Here is an 18,257-nt window from a genome sequence, read left to right as displayed (position 1 = left end):
CATCTTGTGAGGCATATCCAAAGAAAGGTGCGCATCATGGCACATGCCTCGGTCGGTCACGTTCATCTCAAGGTCGCGGATCTTGAACGTGCAATCACTTTTTACCGCGACATTCTTGGTTTTGACCTAAACCAGAAGTTCGGGACCCAAGCCGCATTTCTTGGCGCAGGTGGTTATCACCACCATATCGGTCTGAACACATGGGAAAGCGCCGGTGCTACCCCGCCACCCCGGGGCCATACGGGGCTGTACCATTCGGCGTTCCTGTATCCTGACCGCCCGGCTTTGGCGGCGGTACTGAAGCGCATCGTCGAGGCGGGGATTCCGCTGGACGGGGCTGCCGATCACGGTGTGAGCGAGGCGATCTATCTGCGCGACCCCGACGGCAACGGCGTCGAAATCTATCGCGATCGCCCCGAAAAGGATTGGCCCCGCGATAACCATGGCGAGCTGAAAATGGGGAATGCCCCGCTGGATCTGAATGCGTTGCTGGCAGAAAGCCCCTAAGACCCCGATGGACAATCCGATTTGGTTGCGCCAGCCTTGGCCTGACACGAAACAAGGATAGATCATGACGACCGGATTTTTCATGGACGAACGCTGCTTCTGGCACGCGGGCGGCAACTATGCGTTCACCATGCCGATTGGCGGGTTGGTACAACCTCTTGCGGCGGGCGGTTTACCCGAAAACCCGGAGACAAAGCGCCGTCTACGCAATTTGATGGAGGTTACCGGCCTGATGGCCGAACTTGATGTGCGTGGTGCAGCGCTTGCCTCCCGCAGCGATTTGCTGCGAGTTCACCCCGCAACCTATTTGGATGAGTTCAAACGCCTGTCCGATGCAGGCGGCGGTGAACTGGGCCTGCGCACACCCTTTGCCCCCGGTGGATACGAAATCGCATCGCTTTCCGCAGGCTTATCCATCGCCGCCGTCGACGCCGTGGCCAAGGGCGATCTGCAAAACGCCTATGCGCTCAGCCGCCCCCCCGGCCACCATGCCCTGCCAGATTTCCCCAACGGGTTTTGCCTGCTTGGCAACATTGCCATCGCCATCGAAGCCGCCAAGGCAAGCGGGCTGGTGGACCGCGTGGCCGTATTGGACTGGGACGTACACCATGGAAACGGAACCGAAGCGATCTTCTATGATCGCGATGACGTATTAACGATTTCGTTGCACCAAGAAGGTAACTACCCCCTGGACACCGGCGCACTGGCCGACCGTGGCACTGGGGCGGGCGAGGGTTATAACATCAACCTGCCACTCCACGCCGGTTCAGGTCACACAGCCTATTTGCATGCGCTTGATCGCGTGGCGATCCCCGCGATCGAGGCTTTCAAGCCGGACATGATCATCGTAGCCTGTGGCTTTGACGCCGCCATTGTGGACCCGCTGGCGCGGATGCAGGCCACCGCCGCAACCTTTGCTGCGATGACTCTCCGCATCAAGCAGACTGCCGAGAAACTGTGTGACGGCAAGCTGGTGCTGGTACACGAGGGTGGCTATTCAGAGGCGTACGTACCCTTTTGTGGTCATGCCACCATCGCGACCCTCGCAGATAGCGATATCACCGCGCCGGACCCGCACGCCGAAAATTACCACATCCGTCAGCCCAGCCCCAGATTCGACGCTTTCCTGCGGGATGCGATTGATGCAATGGCAGATGAGCTGAACCTGTAGGAGAGACACCAGATGCCAACACCCAATCCAGACGCGTTGCATTTCCTGCAAACGCGGCGCTCGCGCCCCGCCAAAACGCTGACCACCCCTGTGCCAGACCAGGATACGCTGTTGCCATTGTTGACCGCTGCGTCCCGGTCTCCCGATCATGGCAAGCTGGAACCGTGGCGATTTATCGTTATCGACAAGCCTGCGATGGGCCGTCTAGCCGATATCGCCGAGGTCCGTGGTCGGGCCTTGGGCATGGCCGACGATCAGGTACAAAAGGGCCGCGATCAGTTTGATAAGGGGCACTTGGCAGTCGCCGTGATCGAGGTGCACAAGGAATCGACCAAAGTTCCGGCCCTGGAACAAACCTATGCCGTCGGCGGGGTCTGTCTGGGGCTGGTCAACGCGGCTTTAGCCGCTGGGTGGGGTGCCAATTGGTTGACCGGTTGGGTCAGCCATGACCGGGAGTTCATGCAAGAAGCCTTCGGATTGCTCGACAATGAACGTATCGCAGGGATCATCCATATCGGTACCGAGACCACCCCCCCACCAGATCGGCCCCGGCCAGACGTCGCAGCGATAACCACATGGCTATAACACTGATCCTGCGCGCTTTCTGGCTGGCCGTCGGTCAGGTCGCCGATCCGCGTTTTCGGCGCGTTCTGATCATCGGGGTCGGACTGGCGCTTGTGTTGCTTGTTGGGGTCTCGGCAGGGTTCGTCTGGTTTATCGACTGGCTGACCGGTGAAGATAACTGGCTGCCGATCCTGGGCGAAGTCACATGGCTTGACGACTTGTTCAGTTGGGGTGCCGCCTTCTTGCTGATGTTCCTGTCGATATTTCTGATGATACCGGTCGCGTCAGCGATAACGTCAATGTTTCTTGATAACGTAGCCGACGCGGTCGAGGCCGAGCACTATCCCCACCTGCCACCTGCATCGCACGTGCCCTTCGGTGATGCGCTGCGCGACACGGTGAACTTCATGGGTGTCCTGATCGGGGTGAATATACTGGCCTTGGCCCTGTATGTTTTCTTTGCCCCCCTTGCCCCACTGATTTTCTGGACGGTAAACGGCTTTCTGTTGGGACGAGAATATTTTACCCTCGCGGCGATCCGCAGGGTGGGTCGTGCCCAGGCCAAGCGCTTGCGCAGACGTCACATGGTCACGATCTGGGCCGCTGGCGTGCTGATGGCGATACCGCTATCGGTACCAGTGTTGAACCTGATAGTACCGATAATGGGGGCGGCCACATTTACCCATCTATTCCACCAATTGGTGTCGGATCCCCATGCAGGAGGTCTTCAACATCCGCAACGGTAAACCAGCCCGACAGTATGATCCCGGCAAAGATTGCCCACAAAACCATGGAAATGAGCGTTGTCCATAACGCTTTCTTTTTAAGGTGGTGATGTTCGGGTGCCCCCGCGTGCGTACCTTCGACCACTTGCCCCAAGTCACCTTGGGTCTGCACCCGGATCGGCAGCGCGATCATAAAGACCATCGCCCAGATGACGCAGAACAATACGATACCAGACATGACTGCCATGATCAGACCTGCTCTAACTCGACAAGGGCCCCGTTGAAATCCTTGGGATGCAGAAACAACACCGGTTTGCCATGGGCGCCAATCTTGGGTTCGCCGGTCCCCAGAACGCGCGCACCGGTTGATTTCAGATGGTCCCGTGCCGCGATTATGTCATCGACTTCGTAACAGATATGATGGATGCCCCCCGACGGATTCTTTTCCAGAAACCCGTTGATGGGGCTGTCGTCACCCAAGGGGTAAAGCAGTTCAATCTTGGTGTTTGGCAGTTCGATAAAGATCACCGTCACGCCGTGGTCGGGTTCGTCCTGGGCAGGTCCGACATTGGCTCCCAGAGCGTTGCGATACTGGTCCGCCGCTGCTTCTAGATCCGGTACGGCGATTGCGACATGGTTAAGGCGACCAATCATTGTGGTTCTCCTGAAAGCAAAAAAGTTGACCCGTTTATGAGCCGTAGAGCCGCCGAGGGCAATGCGTCACGTTAACGCCGTGTTAGCCAAGCGACCGTAACTATTGAAGGCTCAAAAGGGTTTTTGGAGGAATCATGGATAAGCTTGAAGAACAGCCCCGCTACATACCTGCACCCACAGCACAACGCCCCCTTTTGGGATTGACGGTGCTGGTTATCGAAGACAGCCGGTTCGCCTGCGAGGCGATACGGCTGCTGTGTTTGCGATCCGGCGCAAGGATACGGCGTGCTGACTGTCTACGTGCGGCGCGGCGACATCTTCAGGTATATCGACCGTCAGTGGTTATTGCAGACCTCGGCCTGCCTGACGGCAACGGGATTGATCTGATCGCCGACCTTGCAAAAGCGCAACCTCGCGTGGACGTGCTATTGGCGATTTCCGGCGAAAGCTTTCGCGCCGCCGATGCCATAGCGGCGGGTGCTGACGGTTTCCTAGCAAAGCCGATCAAATCGCTGGTCCAATTTCAGCAATCCGTTCTTGAATTTCTTCCCGCAGATCGCCAGCCCCCGGGCCCGCGAGAAATCGGCGACGAGGTCGTCGAGCCGGATCATATGGCGTTCCAGGATGATATGGCACATATCGCGGATGTTTTGGGCGATAAGACAGATAACAAAACCCTGGATTACGTGGCGCAGTTTCTATGCGGCGTTGCACGGATCGCACATGACAAGGCTCTCGAAACGGCGGCATCTGCGCTAGCGCGCAAAAGGGCACTTGGACATCCGGCCGATCAGGAAAAGGCGGCAGTCGCCGGATTGGTGCAGGCGCGTTTGGCGTTACGCATGGCGATTTGACCCTGCTACAAAAGCGGGTCGCTTGCCACACGCACCAGCCCGGTCAGGTCCCCCAACCGTTCACGCTGCATTCCCGCGTCGTCAAAGTTACTGGGTGAAAGCCACGCTTCGAAAGCTTCTTTCAGTCCGGGCCATTCCGAATCGATCATGGCAAACCATGCGGTGTCACGGTTGCGGCCTTTCACGACCGCCGCTTGACGAAAAACACCTTCATAGCTGAAGCCCAATCGCTGCGCAGCGCGGCGCGAAGGAAGATTCAGCGCATTGCACTTCCACTCATAACGTCGATAGCCCGCCTCAAACGCCCATGACATCATCAAAAACATCGCCTCGGTTGCACCACGGGTACGCTGCAGCGCCGGCCCATAGGTGATTGATCCGACTTCGATAGACCCGGCCTCCGGTGCGATGCGCAAATAACTTGCCACACCTTCAATATTCCCGGTGTCCAAGTTCTTGATTGCGTAGAAAATCGGATCTTCTTTGGCTGCGACATCCCTGACCCAGCGATGAAATTGAGCCGAGGATGAAAAAGGGCCGTCATACATATAGTGCCACAGATAATCCTGATCTTCGAATGCACGAAACAACAAAGCTGCGTGAGCTTGTGCATCCAATGGTTCGATCTGCACATATTGGCCGCGCATTACCTCGCGCGTCGGCCGTGGCGGCACGGTGAAATTTGGCACAGGTGCCCCAAGTGGCGCTCGTTTTGGATCGTTGTGTTTCATCCGGTCACGTTATGGCCAACCTGCACGCACGCCAAGCCCCGAATGCATGCCCTACGTCGCCCCTCAAATCACCAAACTTTAGACACAAAACTTTAGCACAATTTTATCATGAAATGTTTGCATCTTTGTCCGGGGGCTAGAATCGTGATTGCGAGATTACGCGTGGCGCTCCGCATCTATCGCAGGGAAACCAGGATCGACTGGGTCATTCTCGGGGCAAATGCGGTTGGGGCCATCACGGTTGCCCTGGCATTTTTCCATGCCCGTATGGCCGAAACCGTGATCGATATCCCCATAAAAGTCGCAAGCACCGGCTTTTAGTGCCCGATTTTACAAGCGATTGTCCCCGTTAGCCTGCCCGCACTGGAACCATCCGAATGCCGTTGCGTTGGAAAGGATAACAAGCCAGGGAAAAATCACATGACGTCCATCTACGATGCAATAAAAGCCGACCACGAAACGCACCGGACCCTTTTAAATGCAATCGCTGAAACATCCGGCGACAGTACCGACCGCCAGCGCTCCTGGCAGGAATTTTACACTGACGTAAAATCACATGCCGCCGCCGAGGAAGAAACTTTCTATTCCAAGCTCATGCATGAAACCTGGGGGCAGGATGCCGCCCGTCATTCTGTCTCGGAGCATAAGGAACTGGATGATCTGATGGAGGAACTGAACGAAGCCGACATGTCATCTTCGGGATGGCTGGTGAAGTTCAAGAAGCTCAAACACGACTATGAGCATCACATGGACGAAGAAGAAGCAGATGTATTCAAGCGCGCCAAGGAAGTGATTGGCGCAGAGCACAACGACACCTTTGGCAAAAACTTTCAAAAGCGAAAGCAGGAAGAACTGGGGCTGATCGACCAGAAGCGCCAAGATAGTATGGAAGATTGACTTCGGTTTACTGAATCAAAAACGCCCGCCTTCAAAAGTCGAAAGCGGGCGTTTTTAATTTGTGCGCGGGCGATTAATCCTGCGGAATCACGCGCAGGCCCAGCTCCATTAACTGGTCAGGCTGCGGCTCGCTTGGCGCGTTCATCATCAGGTCTTCGGCACGCTGGTTCATCGGGAACAGGATCACCTCGCGGATGTTCGCCTCTTCCGCCAACAGCATCACAATCCGGTCAATTCCGGCCGCACATCCCCCGTGAGGCGGCGCGCCGTATTGAAATGCGTTAACCATGCCGCCAAAGCGCTTTTCAACCTCATCCTTGCCATACCCCGCGATCTCGAACGCCTTGAACATGATCTCGGGCTTGTGATTACGGATCGCACCGGACACCAGCTCGTAACCGTTGCACGCAAGGTCATATTGATAGCCAAGCACCTCAAGCGGGTCGCCCATCAGCGCGTCCATCCCGCCTTGCGGCATCGAGAACGGGTTGTGTTCAAAGTCGATCTTGCCGGTTTCTTCGTCTTTCTCGTAAATCGGAAAATCAACAATCCAGGCAAAGGCAAAGCGGTTTTCATCGGTAAGCCCCAGCTCGGTACCGATCACATTGCGGGCCCGACCTGCGACGCCTTCAAATGCCTTTGGTTTTCCACCAAGAAAGAACGCTGCATCTCCGACGCTCAGACCAAGCTGCTGGCGGATCGCCTCGGTTCGCTCCGGGCCGATGTTCTTGGCCAGCGGGCCAGCCGCTTCCATGCCGCCTTCGACCTCACCGGCTTTCAGCTTGGCTTGGGCTTCTTTCACCGTGATGCCAAGTTCTTGGGCGACACTGTCCGCAGTCTTTTCGCGCCAGAAGATATAACCCATTCCGGGCAAACCCTCTTTTTGCGCGAAGGCGTTCATCCGATCACAGAACTTGCGCGACCCGCCTGTCGGTGCCGGGATCGCACGAATTTGCGTGCCTTCCTGCTCAAGCAGCTTGGCGAAAATCGCAAAGCCCGAACCTTCGAAATGCTCGGATACGACCTGCATCTTGATCGGGTTGCGCAGGTCGGGCTTGTCCGAACCATACCACAGCGCCGCGTCCTTATAGGAAATCTGCGGCCATTCCTGATCAACGGATTTGCCGCCGCCGAATTCTTCGAAAATGCCGGTCAGCACGGGCTGGATGGTGTCGAACACGTCTTGCTGTTCGACAAAGGACATCTCGAGGTCGAGTTGGTAGAAATCGGTGGGCGAGCGGTCAGCGCGCGGGTCTTCGTCACGGAAACACGGCGCGATCTGGAAATACTTGTCGAAGCCCGATACCATCAGAAGTTGCTTGAACTGCTGCGGGGCCTGCGGCAACGCATAGAATTTTCCGGGGTGCAAACGTGACGGCACCAGAAAGTCACGCGCCCCTTCGGGGGAAGACGCGGTGATGATCGGCGTCTGGAATTCCTTGAAGTTCTGGTCCCACATGCGCTTGCGGATCGACGACACAACGTCGGACCGCAGCACCATGTTGGCCTGCATTTTCTCGCGACGCAAATCCAGATAACGATACCGCAGGCGCGTTTCCTCGGGGTATTCCTGATCGCCGAATACCTGCAACGGCAGTTCTTTCGACGGGCCAAGCACTTCGATGTCGCGCACGAAAACTTCGATTTCGCCGGTTGGTATCTTGGGATTCACCAGATCATCGGCGCGGGCTTTTACCTCCCCGTCGATGCGGATGCACCATTCAGAACGCAATTTTTCCGCATCTGCAAAAGCTGCCGAATCCGGGTCGCATAGCACTTGCGTGATGCCATAATGGTCGCGCAAATCGATAAACAGGATGCCGCCGTGGTCGCGCACACGGTGTACCCAGCCGGACAGCCTTACCTTTTCTCCGACGTTTTCTTTGCTAAGGTCGGCGCATGTATGACTGCGATATGGGTGCATGACGGGTCCCTTCCTAGGGCTGGAATTGTTCGGGGCAGGTACACCTTTTGAGACCACAGAAGTCAAGAGTTTCCCGCACCTACAACCGCTCCAACAAGAGCTAAAAGTAAAACGGACCGCCTGCTCCTCCCAAAGCAGACGGCCCTTCCCGCGCGACGCTTATGATTCTCTATAGAACCAGAACATCAAGCGGCGGAAACCCGTTGAAGCCGACCGAGCTATAGGAGCTGGTATAGGCACCACAGTTCTTGATCATAATCTTGTCACCGTCCCTGAGGGCAAGTGGCAAGTCTACTGTATTCTTTTCATAAAGGATATCTGCGGAATCGCAAGACGGGCCCGCCAGCACGCAAGGGCCGACCGGTTTTCCATCATGGGCCGTCACGAACTCATAGCGAATCGCCTCGCCTTCGGTTTCGGCCAGACCCGAGAAACGGCCAATATCCAGATAGACCCACCGTCGCGCTGCATCGGCTGATTTCTTTGACACCAGCATGACCTCAGCGGCGATGTGGCCACCCTCGGCGACCATGCCGCGACCGGGTTCGGCCATAATGAACGGAACATCGCCAAACCGCTCATGCACTGCGGCCATGACCGCCGCTGCATAGCCGCGTGGGGCATCAACCGGGTCACCGTGATATGCAGGGAAACCGCCGCCGACGTTAAGAAGTTGCAGGTCGTGACCAGCGGCTTTGGCCGCATGCCACAGAGGCGCGACCTGATCAAGCACAGGGTGCCAGTATTCAGCTTTGCGAGTCTGCGACCCTACATGGAAGGACAGCCCATAAGGGATAAGACCCACAGATTTGGTGTAATCCAAAAGCGACGGCAACAATGTGTCGGCACATCCGAATTTTCGCGTCAGGGGCCAGTCCGCCAGCGAATTTTCAACGATCAAGCGGATATAGACCCGCGCACCGGGCGCATGCGCCGCTATCTTGTCAAGTTCGGCTTCGCAATCAGCGGCAAACAGCGTCACCCCGATGGAGTGAGCAAAGGCAATGTCCACACCACGCTTGATGGTGTTGCCGAATGAAATCGTTGCAGGGTCCGCACCCTGTGACAGGCAAAGCTCGATCTCTTGGCGCGACGCAGCGTCAAAGCCTGAGCCGCGCTCCACCAGAAGACGAATGATTTCCGGCGCAGGGTTTGCTTTTACCGCATAGTGAATATGCGCATCACCCAGCCCAGCTTTCAGCGCGTCATATTGCACGCCGACGCGTTCACGACTGACGACCAAGGTAGGTTTGTCGAAATGGTTGTTCCAGATGTACTCTGCCGCTTCATCACTATTCGATGCGGGGGCAGGATTAACGGCGGCGGTGGCTGTTGCGTTCATGGTCATCTCCAAAGAGCAGGGAAGAGTGGGAGCACCCTAACATGTCGTTTCAAGAGACGTTACCGTCGCTGCATAAAGGCGGGTCAAACCTACATTCTGTCTGACCAGCCAAAGGCGCGTGCGTTGGCGTCTATGAAGGCGCATTTACGCTGTTTTTAGATTCGCGCAAGTGGCAAACTTCTCTTGATGAAATTTAATTTTCGGACTGGTAAAACCGCTATAACTGCATCGGCGAGTGCAGTGATTTCAGCCTTTTTCCCAATCAGTTCCAATCGCTTCCCGGTCTACTGCACGTTCATCCTCCACAATCTCCCTCACGTCTTCACGCTCTTCTTCGGTGCTGGGTTCAGGCAGATAATGCGCAGCTGCCGTATCCCTTAGGGCAAACGAAAACAGGATCGGAAAATGGTCGGACCCGACATTTGGCATCCGGGCCAGCCGTATAAGGCGAAATTCCGGGTCGTGAAATAAATGGTCAAGCGGCCAGCGCGCCAAGACGACGCCGGCATGGAACGTGTTGTAAAATCCGCGCCCAATGCGAGGGTCAAGCAGACCGGAGAGCGCCTGAAAACGGCGTGTGGTGGTTGACCATGCTACGTCATTCAGATCGCCGGTCACGATCGAGGGGAGCGGATCCTTTTTGGCTTCCATGCCAATCAGCGCGATTTCACCGTCGCGTCCCTTGGTGTCGTGGTTGGGGACGGGTGGTTCAGGATGAACAATATATAGACGCCACGCCTGACCTGAATCCATTCGGACCCGTGTTTTGATTGAAGGAACGCCTTCCACCAAAAGCTCGCGCACTTCGGTCTCATCCAAAGGCAACCGTGACATAAGCACCATGCCATAAGAATTCTCTTGGTCGACTTTCACCCAATGCTCAAAATCGTCTTTAAGTGCCGAGTAAAGCGCGTCTACCCAAGCGGCGTCGACCTCCAGTGCAGTGGCGATATCGGGTTGCTCTGACTTGATCAGATCGATGAGCTTTGCGTAATCGCGGTTGGATTGCTTCACATTGGACGCGATAAGCGTGACCCGACGGCTATCGTCTTCGCGTTCTTCAGGCGTCGCATCTACCGATTGCGTACGCCAGATCGGGGTGAACTTCGCGATATAAATCGCGTTGATCACAATCACGATCCCGGTTGCGATCAACCCAACAAGCCTTTGCTGACCCCCGAGGAAAAACAGGCCGACGGCGAACATAGCAAGCGCTAGGACGAAAAACTGTTCGCGGGGAAACGCAAACGACCTTATCGCACCATGGGGAATTTTACTGAATGGAACCAACGTTGCAACGACAAGAAACCCGACGGTGAACCAGTAAAGCGATATCAAAAAAAGCGTCATGGCGGTTCCTTATCACAGCAAAAGGGGCGCGGGGTAATTCCCCACGCCCCCTTACCAACGAAACGCCGGTCAGTTTGGTTCCACATCGGCCCAGTTGGGTCAAAAGGTCTTACTTGGCGTCGTCTTCGTCTTCGTCGTCATCGTCGTTGTCAGAACCGCCTTCGGGCAGCTTGAAGAAACTGTCGGCATTCGAATAATCACCATGATCACGGTCGTCTTCATCGGCAGGGTTGCCAGACAGGGTGAAGGTCTCGAGGCTTTCGATTGCAGACGCCATGTTGGCATCAGGGTCCATACCAAGTGACTGTTCTGTGCTCACCAAACGACGACGTTCGTCATCGCTCATCAGGCCGCCTTCGGCTGCTTTTTTGGCGGCGGCCTTTTGGACGGCCGCATCCAGTTCAGACTGTTTGCACAGCCCCAAAGCGACGGGATCAATCGGTTGTATATTGGCAATGTTCCAGTGCGTCCGTTCGCGGATTGCCTGGATCGTCGGTTTGGTTGTGCCGACGAGCTTGCTGATCTGACCGTCGGACAGTTCGGGGTGGAATTTAACCAGCCAATAAATAGATGCGGGGCGATCCTGCCGCTTGGACAACGGCGTATAACGCGGGCCGCGACGCTTCTCTTCGCCTTGGGCGGAAGCGTTGAACTTGAGCTTGAGCTTGTGCAACGGGCTGGCCTGGCCCTTTTCGATCTCTTCCTCGGTCAACTGATTATTGGCAATCGGGTCAAAGCCTTTGACGCCTTGGGCCACATCGCCATCTGCAATACCTTGCACTTCGAGCTCGTGCATCCCAACGAAATCTGCAATCTGCTTGAAGCTGAGTGTAGTATTGTCCACCAGCCATACGGCAGTGGCACGAGCCATAATCGGTTTTGCCATGTCGGTCTCTCCTTTAAACGCACCTTCCCCGTCGCCTGAAATAGGCTGTCCTGCCGGGCAGAACTGTTTCCATTGTGGGGGAACTTGAACGCCTTATACTAAAGACCAGCATATAAGGAAAGACCCCAATGCGATTGCTGAGCCTATGCCTGTTGTTTTCCATGACGCTTACGCCTGTCGCCTTGTCAGCAAAGGGTGAGATAGCAGGTCAATTTGACTATTATGTGCTCGCGCTTAGCTGGTCACCGAACTGGTGTTCTCAGGAAGGTGAGGCGCGCCAATCGCCACAATGTGATGCCGATAAAGACCATGGCTGGATAATGCATGGTCTGTGGCCGCAATTTCACCGGGGCTATCCTTCATTTTGCCGCACGTTGGAACGCCCGCCGATGCGTAGCATGACAGCAAGTATGCAAGATATCATGGGGACGCCGGGCCTTGCCTGGTACCAGTGGAAAAAACACGGAAGCTGCACCGGCCTGTCTGCCTCGCGCTATTTCGACTTGGCGCGCAGGGCCTACGCGACCGTTGTGCGCCCTTCGGTTTTTCGCAAGGTCAAAGACCAGATACGTCTTCCGGCCTCGGTGGTCGAACAAGCGTTTCTAAAGGCGAACCCCGATCTGGAGCCCGACGGTGTCACCGTCACATGCAAGGCCGGGTACATCCAGGAGGTGCGCGTGTGCATGTCCAAGGATTTGCAACCTATCCCCTGTGGGCGCGACGTGGTAAAAGACTGCTCTCTTTCCGACGCCCTGTTCGACCCCATCAAATAACGGCCAAAGCCGCCTTATCTCTGATGAAACACCGCCCGTCGATAAAGCATCGAACGGGGACAGGTCGCCCCTGCCCCGCCTTGGCTGTCACTGTGGCCGCCTTGGATCAATCGACTTCAAGTACCGTACTGCCGGTGGTTTGCCGTGCTTCCAGCGCCTCATGTGCTTTGGCCACATCCGCCAGAGCAAAACGCTGACCGATATTTATCTTCACATCGCCGGAGATGACTTTTCCTGCAAGGTGACGGGCCATCTCCTGGCAAGCTGCATGGTCGCTGATATGCGTAAAAATCGTAGGGCGGGTAATCTTGAGCGACCCTTTAGCACCCAGAATACTGACGCTGAAAGGCGGCACCGGCCCTGACGCGGCACCGAACGATATCATCATGCCCAGTGGTTTCAAACTATCCAGAGATCCCTCGAAAGTATCGGCCCCTACCGCATCCATCACCGCATCTACGCCCTTGCCGTCAGTCAGCTCGCGCACCCGCGCAACCCAGTCGTCACTGCGGTAATTAATGCAATGTGCTGCGCCATGATCCAGCGCCAGCTTGCACTTTTCGTCAGTCCCGGCGGTACCGATCAAGATGATTCCTTCTGACTTTGCCCACTGGCAGGCGATCAGACCCACCCCGCCGGCTGCGGCATGAAACAGAACGGTGTCACCGCGTTTAAGAGGCGTGGTTCGATGGAACAAATATTCCACGGTCAGCCCCTTCAGCATCATCGCGGCCCCTTCCTCAAAGGAAATTTCGTCGGGCAAGGGGCAAACCTGCGCGGCCTGCATCACCCGCGCCTCGGCATATGCGCCGGGGGGTTGCGAAGCATAGGCGGCGCGATCGCCCACCTTCAGATGGGTCACCCCATCGCCCACAGCTTCAACGATGCCCGATGCTTCCATCCCCAATGCGTGTGGCAACTGCATCGGGTACATTCCTGAGCGTTGATAAACGTCGATGAAGTTCAGGCCGATCGCCTTATGGGCAATACGAATTTCGCCTGGTCCGGGATTGCCCACCTCACGATCAACCAACTTGAATTCCTCGGGTCCGCCGTGGCTTTCTATGATAGCTGTCTTTGCCATTATCCGTGCACCTTCAAAACGATCTTGCCGATATGTCCGCTGGTTTCCATCCGTGCGTGTGCTTCGCTCGCATTCTCAAAATCATACTCGCTGTCCATCACCGGTGCGATTTTTCCAGCGTTCAGCAGTGGCCAGACCTGCTCTCGCAGTTGTTCCGCGATGCGTGCCTTGGCCAGATCGCTTTGCGGGCGCAGCGTGCTACCGGTCATGGTCAGGCGACGGGTCATCAACGTGGTAAAGTTTACTTCTACCTTGGCACCGCCAAGAAATGCGATCTGCACCAATCTGCCATCTTCGGCCAACGCTTGCAGGTTACGCGGGATATATTCTCCGCCAACCATGTCCAGGATCAGGTCAGCGCCGCCTTCGGCCTTCAACACATCGACAAAATCGGAATCGCGATAGTTTATCGCAGCCTCGGCCCCCAGTTTGACGCAAGCACCGCATTTGGTGTCTGTGCCGGCAGTGGCAAAGACGCGCGCACCGAATTCGCGGCCAAGCTGGATCGCCGTTGTCCCGATCCCCGATGACCCTCCGTGAACCAGAAACAGCTCTCCGGCCTTCAGGCCACCGCGCATGAACACGTTGGACCACACCGTGAAAAACGTTTCGGGCAGACAGGCCGCGTCTTTCATGCTCATGCCGTCCGGCACCGGCAAGCAATGCGCCGCCGCAGTCGCCACATACTCGGCATAGCCGCCGCCGGGCAGCAAGGCACAGACCTTGTCGCCGACTTTCAACCCGTTCACACCGTCGCCGATCGCCGTGATTTCACCCGAAGCTTCCAGCCCCGGCAAATCACTGGCCGTAGGGGGTGGGGCATACATGCCAGCGCGTTGCAACGCGTCCGGCCGGTTGACCCCCGCATAAGCAACCCTGATCACCACCTGACCATGCTTTGGCTCCGGCATCGGTCTCTCGACGAGCTGAAGCACCTCGGGCCCTCCGGGCTTGGTAATCTCGATGGCGCGCATAGTCTCTGTCATGATGTGAAATTCCTCCGGCTTGGGTTTCTGGCTTGTTTTATTTTGACACAGCATAGGCTTGGCATCTGCCTCTTACAATCCGAACCGGCGGCTGTCAGGCCGGTTCACATCCCGCCCCTGGCCCGCAGTGCTTCCGCGACGTGTTCAGCATCGTCTATCGCCAACACAGTGAAAGGAATGACCACACGCCAGCCGACCCGTTTTGCCGAACGGGCCCGCCACGCTTGGGCAAGTGTCTGCCCCTTGATGGTTAAAACCGGAGTGAATCTGACAACCAGTGCAATACCCAGTTCGATCCCGCGCGTCTTGATCCCGATACGACGCAACGGTGTGGTAAGCCACGTCACCACAGATATCATCTGACTTAGCTTAGTGGTCATGGTCACCAGATTTGCCATCCCGACCGCCGTGATCATCCGCAATGCAATAATGACACCGTTTTCAAGATCTGCCGTTGCACCGTGCCACACCAGAATAAGCACCAGAAACGGCAACAGGATTCGCAATTGTGACATACCGGTGCTGAAGAACCGACGACCCGGAATGGCATAAGCAAGCAATGTCATCCCCAGTGCCGCTGCTTGAAACCAAAGCGCCTCTATACTGAACAGAACCACGGTAGCGATGCACAGCGCTGCCAGCTTTGCGCCCGCAGGCCAGCCATGGGCGCGTGTTTCAACCGGAGAGCTGAGTGAAATCATCGCTGTTTCCCAAACGCTTCATCCTGGCTTCAAATGCCGGTGTTACCTGCTCAGCGGCACCATCGTTGATGATGCGGCCTTCGTCGACCCACAAAACTCGATCATACCCGGCCAGATGCGCGGGATCATGGGTGATTTGCACCAGATGGGCGTCCAGCCCCTCAAGCAACTGCGAAAGGTGCATCGTAGTTGGAATATCAAGTCCGGCAAAGGGCTCATCCAGGATAATCAAGCGCGGCTTCATCGCCAGAATTGACATCAGGCACACCAATTGGCGCTGACCTTGTGACAACTGATGGATTGCCGCCTTTGCCCAATGCAGCCGGTCGAACTGTTCCAGGATAAGACCGGTGGCCTCAGCAGCTTGATCCGCGCCTTGCCCCTGTTGTTTCAGGCCAAAGCTGATTTCCTCTTCGACAGAGGGAAAGATAATCTGGTGATCCGGATTCTGAAACAGTATCCCCACCTGGGACAACGCCGCTTTGCGGTCTTTCGCAACATCGACACCTGCAATCGCAGCCGTGCCCGACGTCGGGGTGACCAACCCGGCCAACAGCCTCGCTAGCGAGGTTTTTCCCGATCCGTTCCGCCCAACGATCCCAATCCGTCGCTCTGACGCCTGTATCGTTATGTCGTGCAGCACTCCGGCCCCGTCTGGCGTATAGAATACACGGTCTAGATCAATCAACGGCACAGACATTTACGCGACTACCAGCTTTGCAGACACCGCCTTGGGTTGCGGTTCGCCCCGTCGCTATCAGGTCGCGTCGAGCATGAAAAGACACCCTATCGCCGCGGGGTTGTCCAGCTTCCCGGCATCCTGGCCCTAAGCCCCCGGTTTGGCGCCTTCACTTGCGAGAGAACCCACTTGGGACCGATCAGAAGCTTACTTAGCGTCGGGCTATCATTGACCTGCGCCTTGAGTTTTTCGATCTGCATTACGTTTTCAATGCGCCGATCCAGGAACCCCCAGGTGGCGCTGTTGCCCTCACTGGTGTCGCCCAACCAGTACAATACGGTGGATGAATACACAGCACAGAGCGTGGCGCGTTTGGTGTACCAGTTCACGTCATTTGACGTATCCCCCAGCGCGTTCCAGATGGCATCTGACGTACCCCACACCAATTTGGCCCCATCCGGGGCATATTGCGGCAGTGCAAACAGCGTTGCACCGCGACGCACCAGTTCCTTGTCCGTGACCGCTTCCAGCCGCAGCCGCACCATCGCCGAAATCTTTTCGCGGAACTTTAATCCGGACATATTCTGCGCTTTCGCCTGGTCAATCATTATGCGGTCGCCGCGAAGGTGGAACGCCACGGCCAAATCAACCGCACCTCTGGGGCAAATTGCCCGCGCCACGGTACGGTCTATACCCGTATCGGCGATTGCGGCCTGAAACGTGGTTCCCGTCCAACCATCGAATGGCACATGATTCACAGCTGCTGAAAGCAATTGCTCTTTCGGGCTCGGGGCAGTGTCGGTCAAGGCGGCCTCCTCGGGAGTTATTGGCTTTGCTATGGACAATGTAGGGCTTGTTTGCTATATGCCCAGTTCCTGCAAATCCTTGCAACTTCAAACTAGAAAGGTGGTGAAAACCACATGCAGGTTAGTGTTCGCGACAACAACGTCGATCAGGCCCTTCGGGCTCTGAAGAAAAAGCTACAGCGCGAAGGTGTGTTTCGTGAAATGAAGCTCAAGCAACATTTCGAGAAACCATCCGAGAAAAAAGCGCGCGAGAAAGCTGAAGCGATCCGCCGTTCCCGGAAACTGGCACGGAAAAAATTGCAACGCGAAGGCATGATGTAAATCATCCTGAGTAAGGCATAGAAATACGAACCCCCGATACCCACAGGTGCCGGGGGTTTTATTTTGGCTTGGTTAAGTTCATGTCGCGGTTCCAGGCAGAGCACGTGTTGCCGCCTTTCTGACGCACCGGAAGAATAGACTTTGGCGATCAGGCTGCATATCTGGCACCGATAACTCCGGGGAGTCCATATGATAACGCCAACGTTCCCCAGCATCGCATCCTCGCATCGGCGGGCCGATCTGATAACGCATGTCGTAGGGTTGATCCTGATTGTTGTCGCGGGTGGATTGCTGATTACCAAATCGGCTCAGCTGCTCGATTTCCGCTTGGTCATCGCGGTGAGCGTGTATGTGGCCTGCGCCATGGCGTCCAACCTTGCCTCATATGCCTACCATTTCTCCCCGTGGCACGACCATCGCATACTTTTACGGCGCATCGACCACGCGGCTATCTACCCCAGCATCACAGGGACATTCACACCATTTTTCGTTTTGGCGTCCACCCCGTGGACGATAGCGCTGCTTTGGGTGTCCTGGGCATTGGCCGTATTGGCGATCTGGAAGAAAATCTCAGGCAATGTGGTGCAAGGGCGTTGGTCGACGGCCTCTTACCTGGCGCTTGGCGCGATTGGGCTTAGCGCTTTGCCCGATCTTCGCGATGTGCCGGCGGGCTCTCTTTGGCTAATCGTTGCGGGGGCAGCCAGCTTTGTGATCGGCACAGTGTTCTACACGCGTAGATCAATGCGCTTTCGTTATGCGGTTTGGCATGTTTGGGTGAATATTGGTGGCATTCTAATGTTTGCGAGCATCTGGATCGCGTTGTTTCCACCCGTTCGCTAGGTGACCGGCAGCGCGGTCGTATTGCATACGGTTCGCAGGGCAAAGCTTGACTGCATCTGTCCCACGCCAGGCAGACGCGCCAGATGTTGCCGGTGGATGCGTGCAAAATCTTCGGTGTCTTCCGCTACCACCTTCAACAGGTAATCGGCGGCACCAGCCATGAGGTGACACTCCAACACGTCGGGGATCCGCGCGACGGCTTTTTCAAACGCGTCAAGCACCTCGTCTGCTTGACCTTGCAACGTAATCTCGACGAACACCGTAGTCGGGACACCAAGCTTGCGTGCATTCAAAAGCGCTACGTAATCGCGGATATAGCCCTCAGCCTCGAGCCGCTGAACCCGGCGATGGCAAGCAGACGGAGACAGATGCACCTTTTCCGACAGATCCGAATTCGACATCCGTCCTTTGTTCTGCAAAGCTACCAAGATACGGCGGTCAATGTCGTCGAGACTCATTTCA

At 56.3% G+C, this 18,257-nt stretch carries 23 protein-coding genes; 10 read left to right on the top strand and 13 right to left on the bottom strand.

The features are described 5' to 3' along the window. The first annotated feature begins 36 nt into the window (after positions 1–36). The 4 genes from AC13DE_RS08375 (at position 37) to AC13DE_RS08360 (ending at position 2,988) form a co-directional block, all read left to right on the top strand. Complete coding sequence (locus AC13DE_RS08375) at positions 37–507, top strand: VOC family protein (RefSeq protein ID WP_483047552.1); 471 nt, start codon at positions 37–39, stop codon at positions 505–507. Positions 508–571: 64 nt separating this feature from the next. After that, complete coding sequence (locus tag AC13DE_RS08370) at positions 572–1,678, top strand: class II histone deacetylase (RefSeq protein ID WP_483047551.1); 1,107 nt, start codon at positions 572–574, stop codon at positions 1,676–1,678. A 12-nt stretch (positions 1,679–1,690) separates the two neighbouring features. Further along, entirely contained in the window at positions 1,691–2,263 is a 573-nt protein-coding gene (locus AC13DE_RS08365; RefSeq protein ID WP_446314412.1) for a nitroreductase family protein, read from the top strand. After that, positions 2,254–2,988, top strand: a complete 735-nt coding sequence (locus AC13DE_RS08360) for an EI24 domain-containing protein (protein WP_483047550.1) — start codon at positions 2,254–2,256, stop codon at positions 2,986–2,988. The genes AC13DE_RS08365 and AC13DE_RS08360 overlap by 10 nt, the downstream gene beginning before the upstream one ends. On the opposite strand, the gene AC13DE_RS08355 is transcribed toward AC13DE_RS08360, so the two are convergent. Together AC13DE_RS08355 and mce are read right to left on the bottom strand one after the other, a co-directional pair. Beyond that, positions 2,921–3,214 carry a DUF1467 family protein gene (locus AC13DE_RS08355; protein WP_446295887.1) on the bottom strand — a complete coding sequence of 98 codons (294 nt, stop codon included), beginning with the start codon at positions 3,212–3,214 and terminating at the stop codon, positions 2,921–2,923. The two genes, AC13DE_RS08360 and AC13DE_RS08355, sit on opposite strands and share 68 nt — an antisense overlap. A gap of 2 nt (positions 3,215–3,216) precedes the next feature. Then, positions 3,217–3,621, bottom strand: a complete 405-nt coding sequence (gene mce, locus AC13DE_RS08350; protein ID WP_276150991.1) for a methylmalonyl-CoA epimerase — start codon at positions 3,619–3,621, stop codon at positions 3,217–3,219. A gap of 134 nt (positions 3,622–3,755) precedes the next feature. Between mce and AC13DE_RS08345 the strand changes: the two genes are divergently transcribed. Continuing rightward, positions 3,756–4,475, top strand: a complete 720-nt coding sequence (locus AC13DE_RS08345; protein WP_483047549.1) for a response regulator — start codon at positions 3,756–3,758, stop codon at positions 4,473–4,475. A gap of 5 nt (positions 4,476–4,480) precedes the next feature. On the opposite strand, the gene AC13DE_RS08340 is transcribed toward AC13DE_RS08345, so the two are convergent. After that, positions 4,481–5,206, bottom strand: coding sequence for a GNAT family N-acetyltransferase (locus AC13DE_RS08340; RefSeq protein ID WP_483047548.1), 726 nt, complete (start codon positions 5,204–5,206; stop codon positions 4,481–4,483). A 144-nt stretch (positions 5,207–5,350) separates the two neighbouring features. Between AC13DE_RS08340 and AC13DE_RS08335 the strand changes: the two genes are divergently transcribed. Together AC13DE_RS08335 and AC13DE_RS08330 are read left to right on the top strand one after the other, a co-directional pair. Beyond that, the gene (locus AC13DE_RS08335) at positions 5,351–5,527 is read left to right on the top strand and encodes a hypothetical protein (RefSeq protein WP_483047547.1); all 177 of its coding nucleotides are present in this window, start codon (positions 5,351–5,353) and stop codon (positions 5,525–5,527) included. A gap of 99 nt (positions 5,528–5,626) precedes the next feature. Further along, positions 5,627–6,103, top strand: a complete 477-nt coding sequence (locus AC13DE_RS08330; protein ID WP_446295883.1) for a hemerythrin domain-containing protein — start codon at positions 5,627–5,629, stop codon at positions 6,101–6,103. Between the two features lie 73 nt (positions 6,104–6,176). Here the strand turns inward: AC13DE_RS08330 and aspS are convergent, their stop codons facing one another. The 4 genes from aspS to AC13DE_RS08310 form a co-directional block, all read right to left on the bottom strand. After that, a complete protein-coding gene (gene aspS / locus AC13DE_RS08325; protein ID WP_483047546.1) occupies positions 6,177–8,027 on the bottom strand; it encodes an aspartate--tRNA ligase in 1,851 nt (616 codons plus the stop codon). A 169-nt stretch (positions 8,028–8,196) separates the two neighbouring features. Beyond that, positions 8,197–9,375: a type III PLP-dependent enzyme gene (locus AC13DE_RS08320; protein ID WP_483047545.1), complete on the bottom strand. Its 1,179-nt coding sequence runs from the start codon at positions 9,373–9,375 to the stop codon at positions 8,197–8,199. A gap of 240 nt (positions 9,376–9,615) precedes the next feature. Continuing rightward, a complete protein-coding gene (locus AC13DE_RS08315; protein ID WP_446314419.1) occupies positions 9,616–10,719 on the bottom strand; it encodes an endonuclease/exonuclease/phosphatase family protein in 1,104 nt (367 codons plus the stop codon). Positions 10,720–10,828: 109 nt separating this feature from the next. Next, entirely contained in the window at positions 10,829–11,605 is a 777-nt protein-coding gene (locus AC13DE_RS08310; RefSeq protein ID WP_446295879.1) for a DUF1013 domain-containing protein, read from the bottom strand. Between the two features lie 128 nt (positions 11,606–11,733). Here AC13DE_RS08310 and AC13DE_RS08305 point away from each other — a divergent pair, with 128 nt between their 5' ends. Then, positions 11,734–12,378: a ribonuclease T2 family protein gene (locus AC13DE_RS08305; RefSeq protein WP_483047544.1), complete on the top strand. Its 645-nt coding sequence runs from the start codon at positions 11,734–11,736 to the stop codon at positions 12,376–12,378. A gap of 106 nt (positions 12,379–12,484) precedes the next feature. Here AC13DE_RS08305 and AC13DE_RS08300 read toward each other — a convergent pair whose 3' ends face one another. From AC13DE_RS08300 to AC13DE_RS08280, 5 genes are all read right to left on the bottom strand, one after another. Further along, a complete protein-coding gene (locus AC13DE_RS08300) occupies positions 12,485–13,462 on the bottom strand; it encodes a quinone oxidoreductase family protein (RefSeq protein ID WP_446295878.1) in 978 nt (325 codons plus the stop codon). Further along, entirely contained in the window at positions 13,462–14,448 is a 987-nt protein-coding gene (locus AC13DE_RS08295; RefSeq protein ID WP_483047543.1) for an NAD(P)H-quinone oxidoreductase, read from the bottom strand. Before AC13DE_RS08295 ends, AC13DE_RS08300 begins: the two co-directional genes overlap by 1 nt. A gap of 104 nt (positions 14,449–14,552) precedes the next feature. After that, positions 14,553–15,149, bottom strand: a complete 597-nt coding sequence (locus tag AC13DE_RS08290) for an energy-coupling factor transporter transmembrane component T family protein (protein WP_446295876.1) — start codon at positions 15,147–15,149, stop codon at positions 14,553–14,555. Then, complete coding sequence (locus tag AC13DE_RS08285; protein WP_446313799.1) at positions 15,124–15,849, bottom strand: energy-coupling factor ABC transporter ATP-binding protein; 726 nt, start codon at positions 15,847–15,849, stop codon at positions 15,124–15,126. The genes AC13DE_RS08290 and AC13DE_RS08285 overlap by 26 nt, the downstream gene beginning before the upstream one ends. Positions 15,850–15,935: 86 nt before the next feature. Continuing rightward, complete coding sequence (locus AC13DE_RS08280) at positions 15,936–16,634, bottom strand: COQ9 family protein (protein ID WP_483047542.1); 699 nt, start codon at positions 16,632–16,634, stop codon at positions 15,936–15,938. A gap of 114 nt (positions 16,635–16,748) precedes the next feature. On the opposite strand from AC13DE_RS08280, the gene rpsU reads away from it, so the two are divergent. Together rpsU and trhA are read left to right on the top strand one after the other, a co-directional pair. After that, a complete protein-coding gene (gene rpsU / locus AC13DE_RS08275) occupies positions 16,749–16,955 on the top strand; it encodes a 30S ribosomal protein S21 (protein ID WP_005851231.1) in 207 nt (68 codons plus the stop codon). Positions 16,956–17,144: 189 nt separating this feature from the next. After that, positions 17,145–17,795, top strand: a complete 651-nt coding sequence (gene trhA / locus AC13DE_RS08270) for a PAQR family membrane homeostasis protein TrhA (protein WP_483047541.1) — start codon at positions 17,145–17,147, stop codon at positions 17,793–17,795. Here trhA and AC13DE_RS08265 read toward each other — a convergent pair. Further along, complete coding sequence (locus AC13DE_RS08265) at positions 17,792–18,253, bottom strand: Lrp/AsnC family transcriptional regulator (protein WP_446313796.1); 462 nt, start codon at positions 18,251–18,253, stop codon at positions 17,792–17,794. The genes trhA and AC13DE_RS08265 overlap by 4 nt on opposite strands. Between the last annotated feature and the right edge of the window lie 4 nt (positions 18,254–18,257).

The organism is Sulfitobacter sp. L-8 (assembly GCF_056859255.1).
This window is presented reverse-complemented; position numbering and strand designations above follow the sequence as displayed.

Bases quoted from the DNA above. Each gene is read 5' to 3' on its own strand.
- AC13DE_RS08290 (WP_446295876.1), bottom strand. From the start codon at position 15,149: ATGATTTCACTCAGCTCTCCGGTTGAAACACGCGCCCATGGCTGGCCT.
- AC13DE_RS08340 (WP_483047548.1), bottom strand. From the start codon at position 5,206: ATGAAACACAACGATCCAAAACGAGCGCCACTTGGGGCACCTGTGCCA.
- AC13DE_RS08315 (WP_446314419.1), bottom strand. From the start codon at position 10,719: ATGACGCTTTTTTTGATATCGCTTTACTGGTTCACCGTCGGGTTTCTT.
- aspS (WP_483047546.1), bottom strand. From the start codon at position 8,027: ATGCACCCATATCGCAGTCATACATGCGCCGACCTTAGCAAAGAAAAC.
- AC13DE_RS08305 (WP_483047544.1), top strand. From the start codon at position 11,734: ATGCGATTGCTGAGCCTATGCCTGTTGTTTTCCATGACGCTTACGCCT.
- AC13DE_RS08265 (WP_446313796.1), bottom strand. From the start codon at position 18,253: ATGAGTCTCGACGACATTGACCGCCGTATCTTGGTAGCTTTGCAGAAC.
- AC13DE_RS08365 (WP_446314412.1), top strand. From the start codon at position 1,691: ATGCCAACACCCAATCCAGACGCGTTGCATTTCCTGCAAACGCGGCGC.
- AC13DE_RS08295 (WP_483047543.1), bottom strand. From the start codon at position 14,448: ATGACAGAGACTATGCGCGCCATCGAGATTACCAAGCCCGGAGGGCCC.
- trhA (WP_483047541.1), top strand. From the start codon at position 17,145: ATGATAACGCCAACGTTCCCCAGCATCGCATCCTCGCATCGGCGGGCC.
- rpsU (WP_005851231.1), top strand. From the start codon at position 16,749: ATGCAGGTTAGTGTTCGCGACAACAACGTCGATCAGGCCCTTCGGGCT.
- AC13DE_RS08375 (WP_483047552.1), top strand. From the start codon at position 37: ATGGCACATGCCTCGGTCGGTCACGTTCATCTCAAGGTCGCGGATCTT.
- AC13DE_RS08310 (WP_446295879.1), bottom strand. From the start codon at position 11,605: ATGGCAAAACCGATTATGGCTCGTGCCACTGCCGTATGGCTGGTGGAC.
- AC13DE_RS08355 (WP_446295887.1), bottom strand. From the start codon at position 3,214: ATGGCAGTCATGTCTGGTATCGTATTGTTCTGCGTCATCTGGGCGATG.
- AC13DE_RS08300 (WP_446295878.1), bottom strand. From the start codon at position 13,462: ATGGCAAAGACAGCTATCATAGAAAGCCACGGCGGACCCGAGGAATTC.
- AC13DE_RS08330 (WP_446295883.1), top strand. From the start codon at position 5,627: ATGACGTCCATCTACGATGCAATAAAAGCCGACCACGAAACGCACCGG.
- AC13DE_RS08285 (WP_446313799.1), bottom strand. From the start codon at position 15,849: ATGTCTGTGCCGTTGATTGATCTAGACCGTGTATTCTATACGCCAGAC.
- AC13DE_RS08345 (WP_483047549.1), top strand. From the start codon at position 3,756: ATGGATAAGCTTGAAGAACAGCCCCGCTACATACCTGCACCCACAGCA.
- AC13DE_RS08360 (WP_483047550.1), top strand. From the start codon at position 2,254: ATGGCTATAACACTGATCCTGCGCGCTTTCTGGCTGGCCGTCGGTCAG.
- AC13DE_RS08370 (WP_483047551.1), top strand. From the start codon at position 572: ATGACGACCGGATTTTTCATGGACGAACGCTGCTTCTGGCACGCGGGC.
- AC13DE_RS08320 (WP_483047545.1), bottom strand. From the start codon at position 9,375: ATGACCATGAACGCAACAGCCACCGCCGCCGTTAATCCTGCCCCCGCA.
- mce (WP_276150991.1), bottom strand. From the start codon at position 3,621: ATGATTGGTCGCCTTAACCATGTCGCAATCGCCGTACCGGATCTAGAA.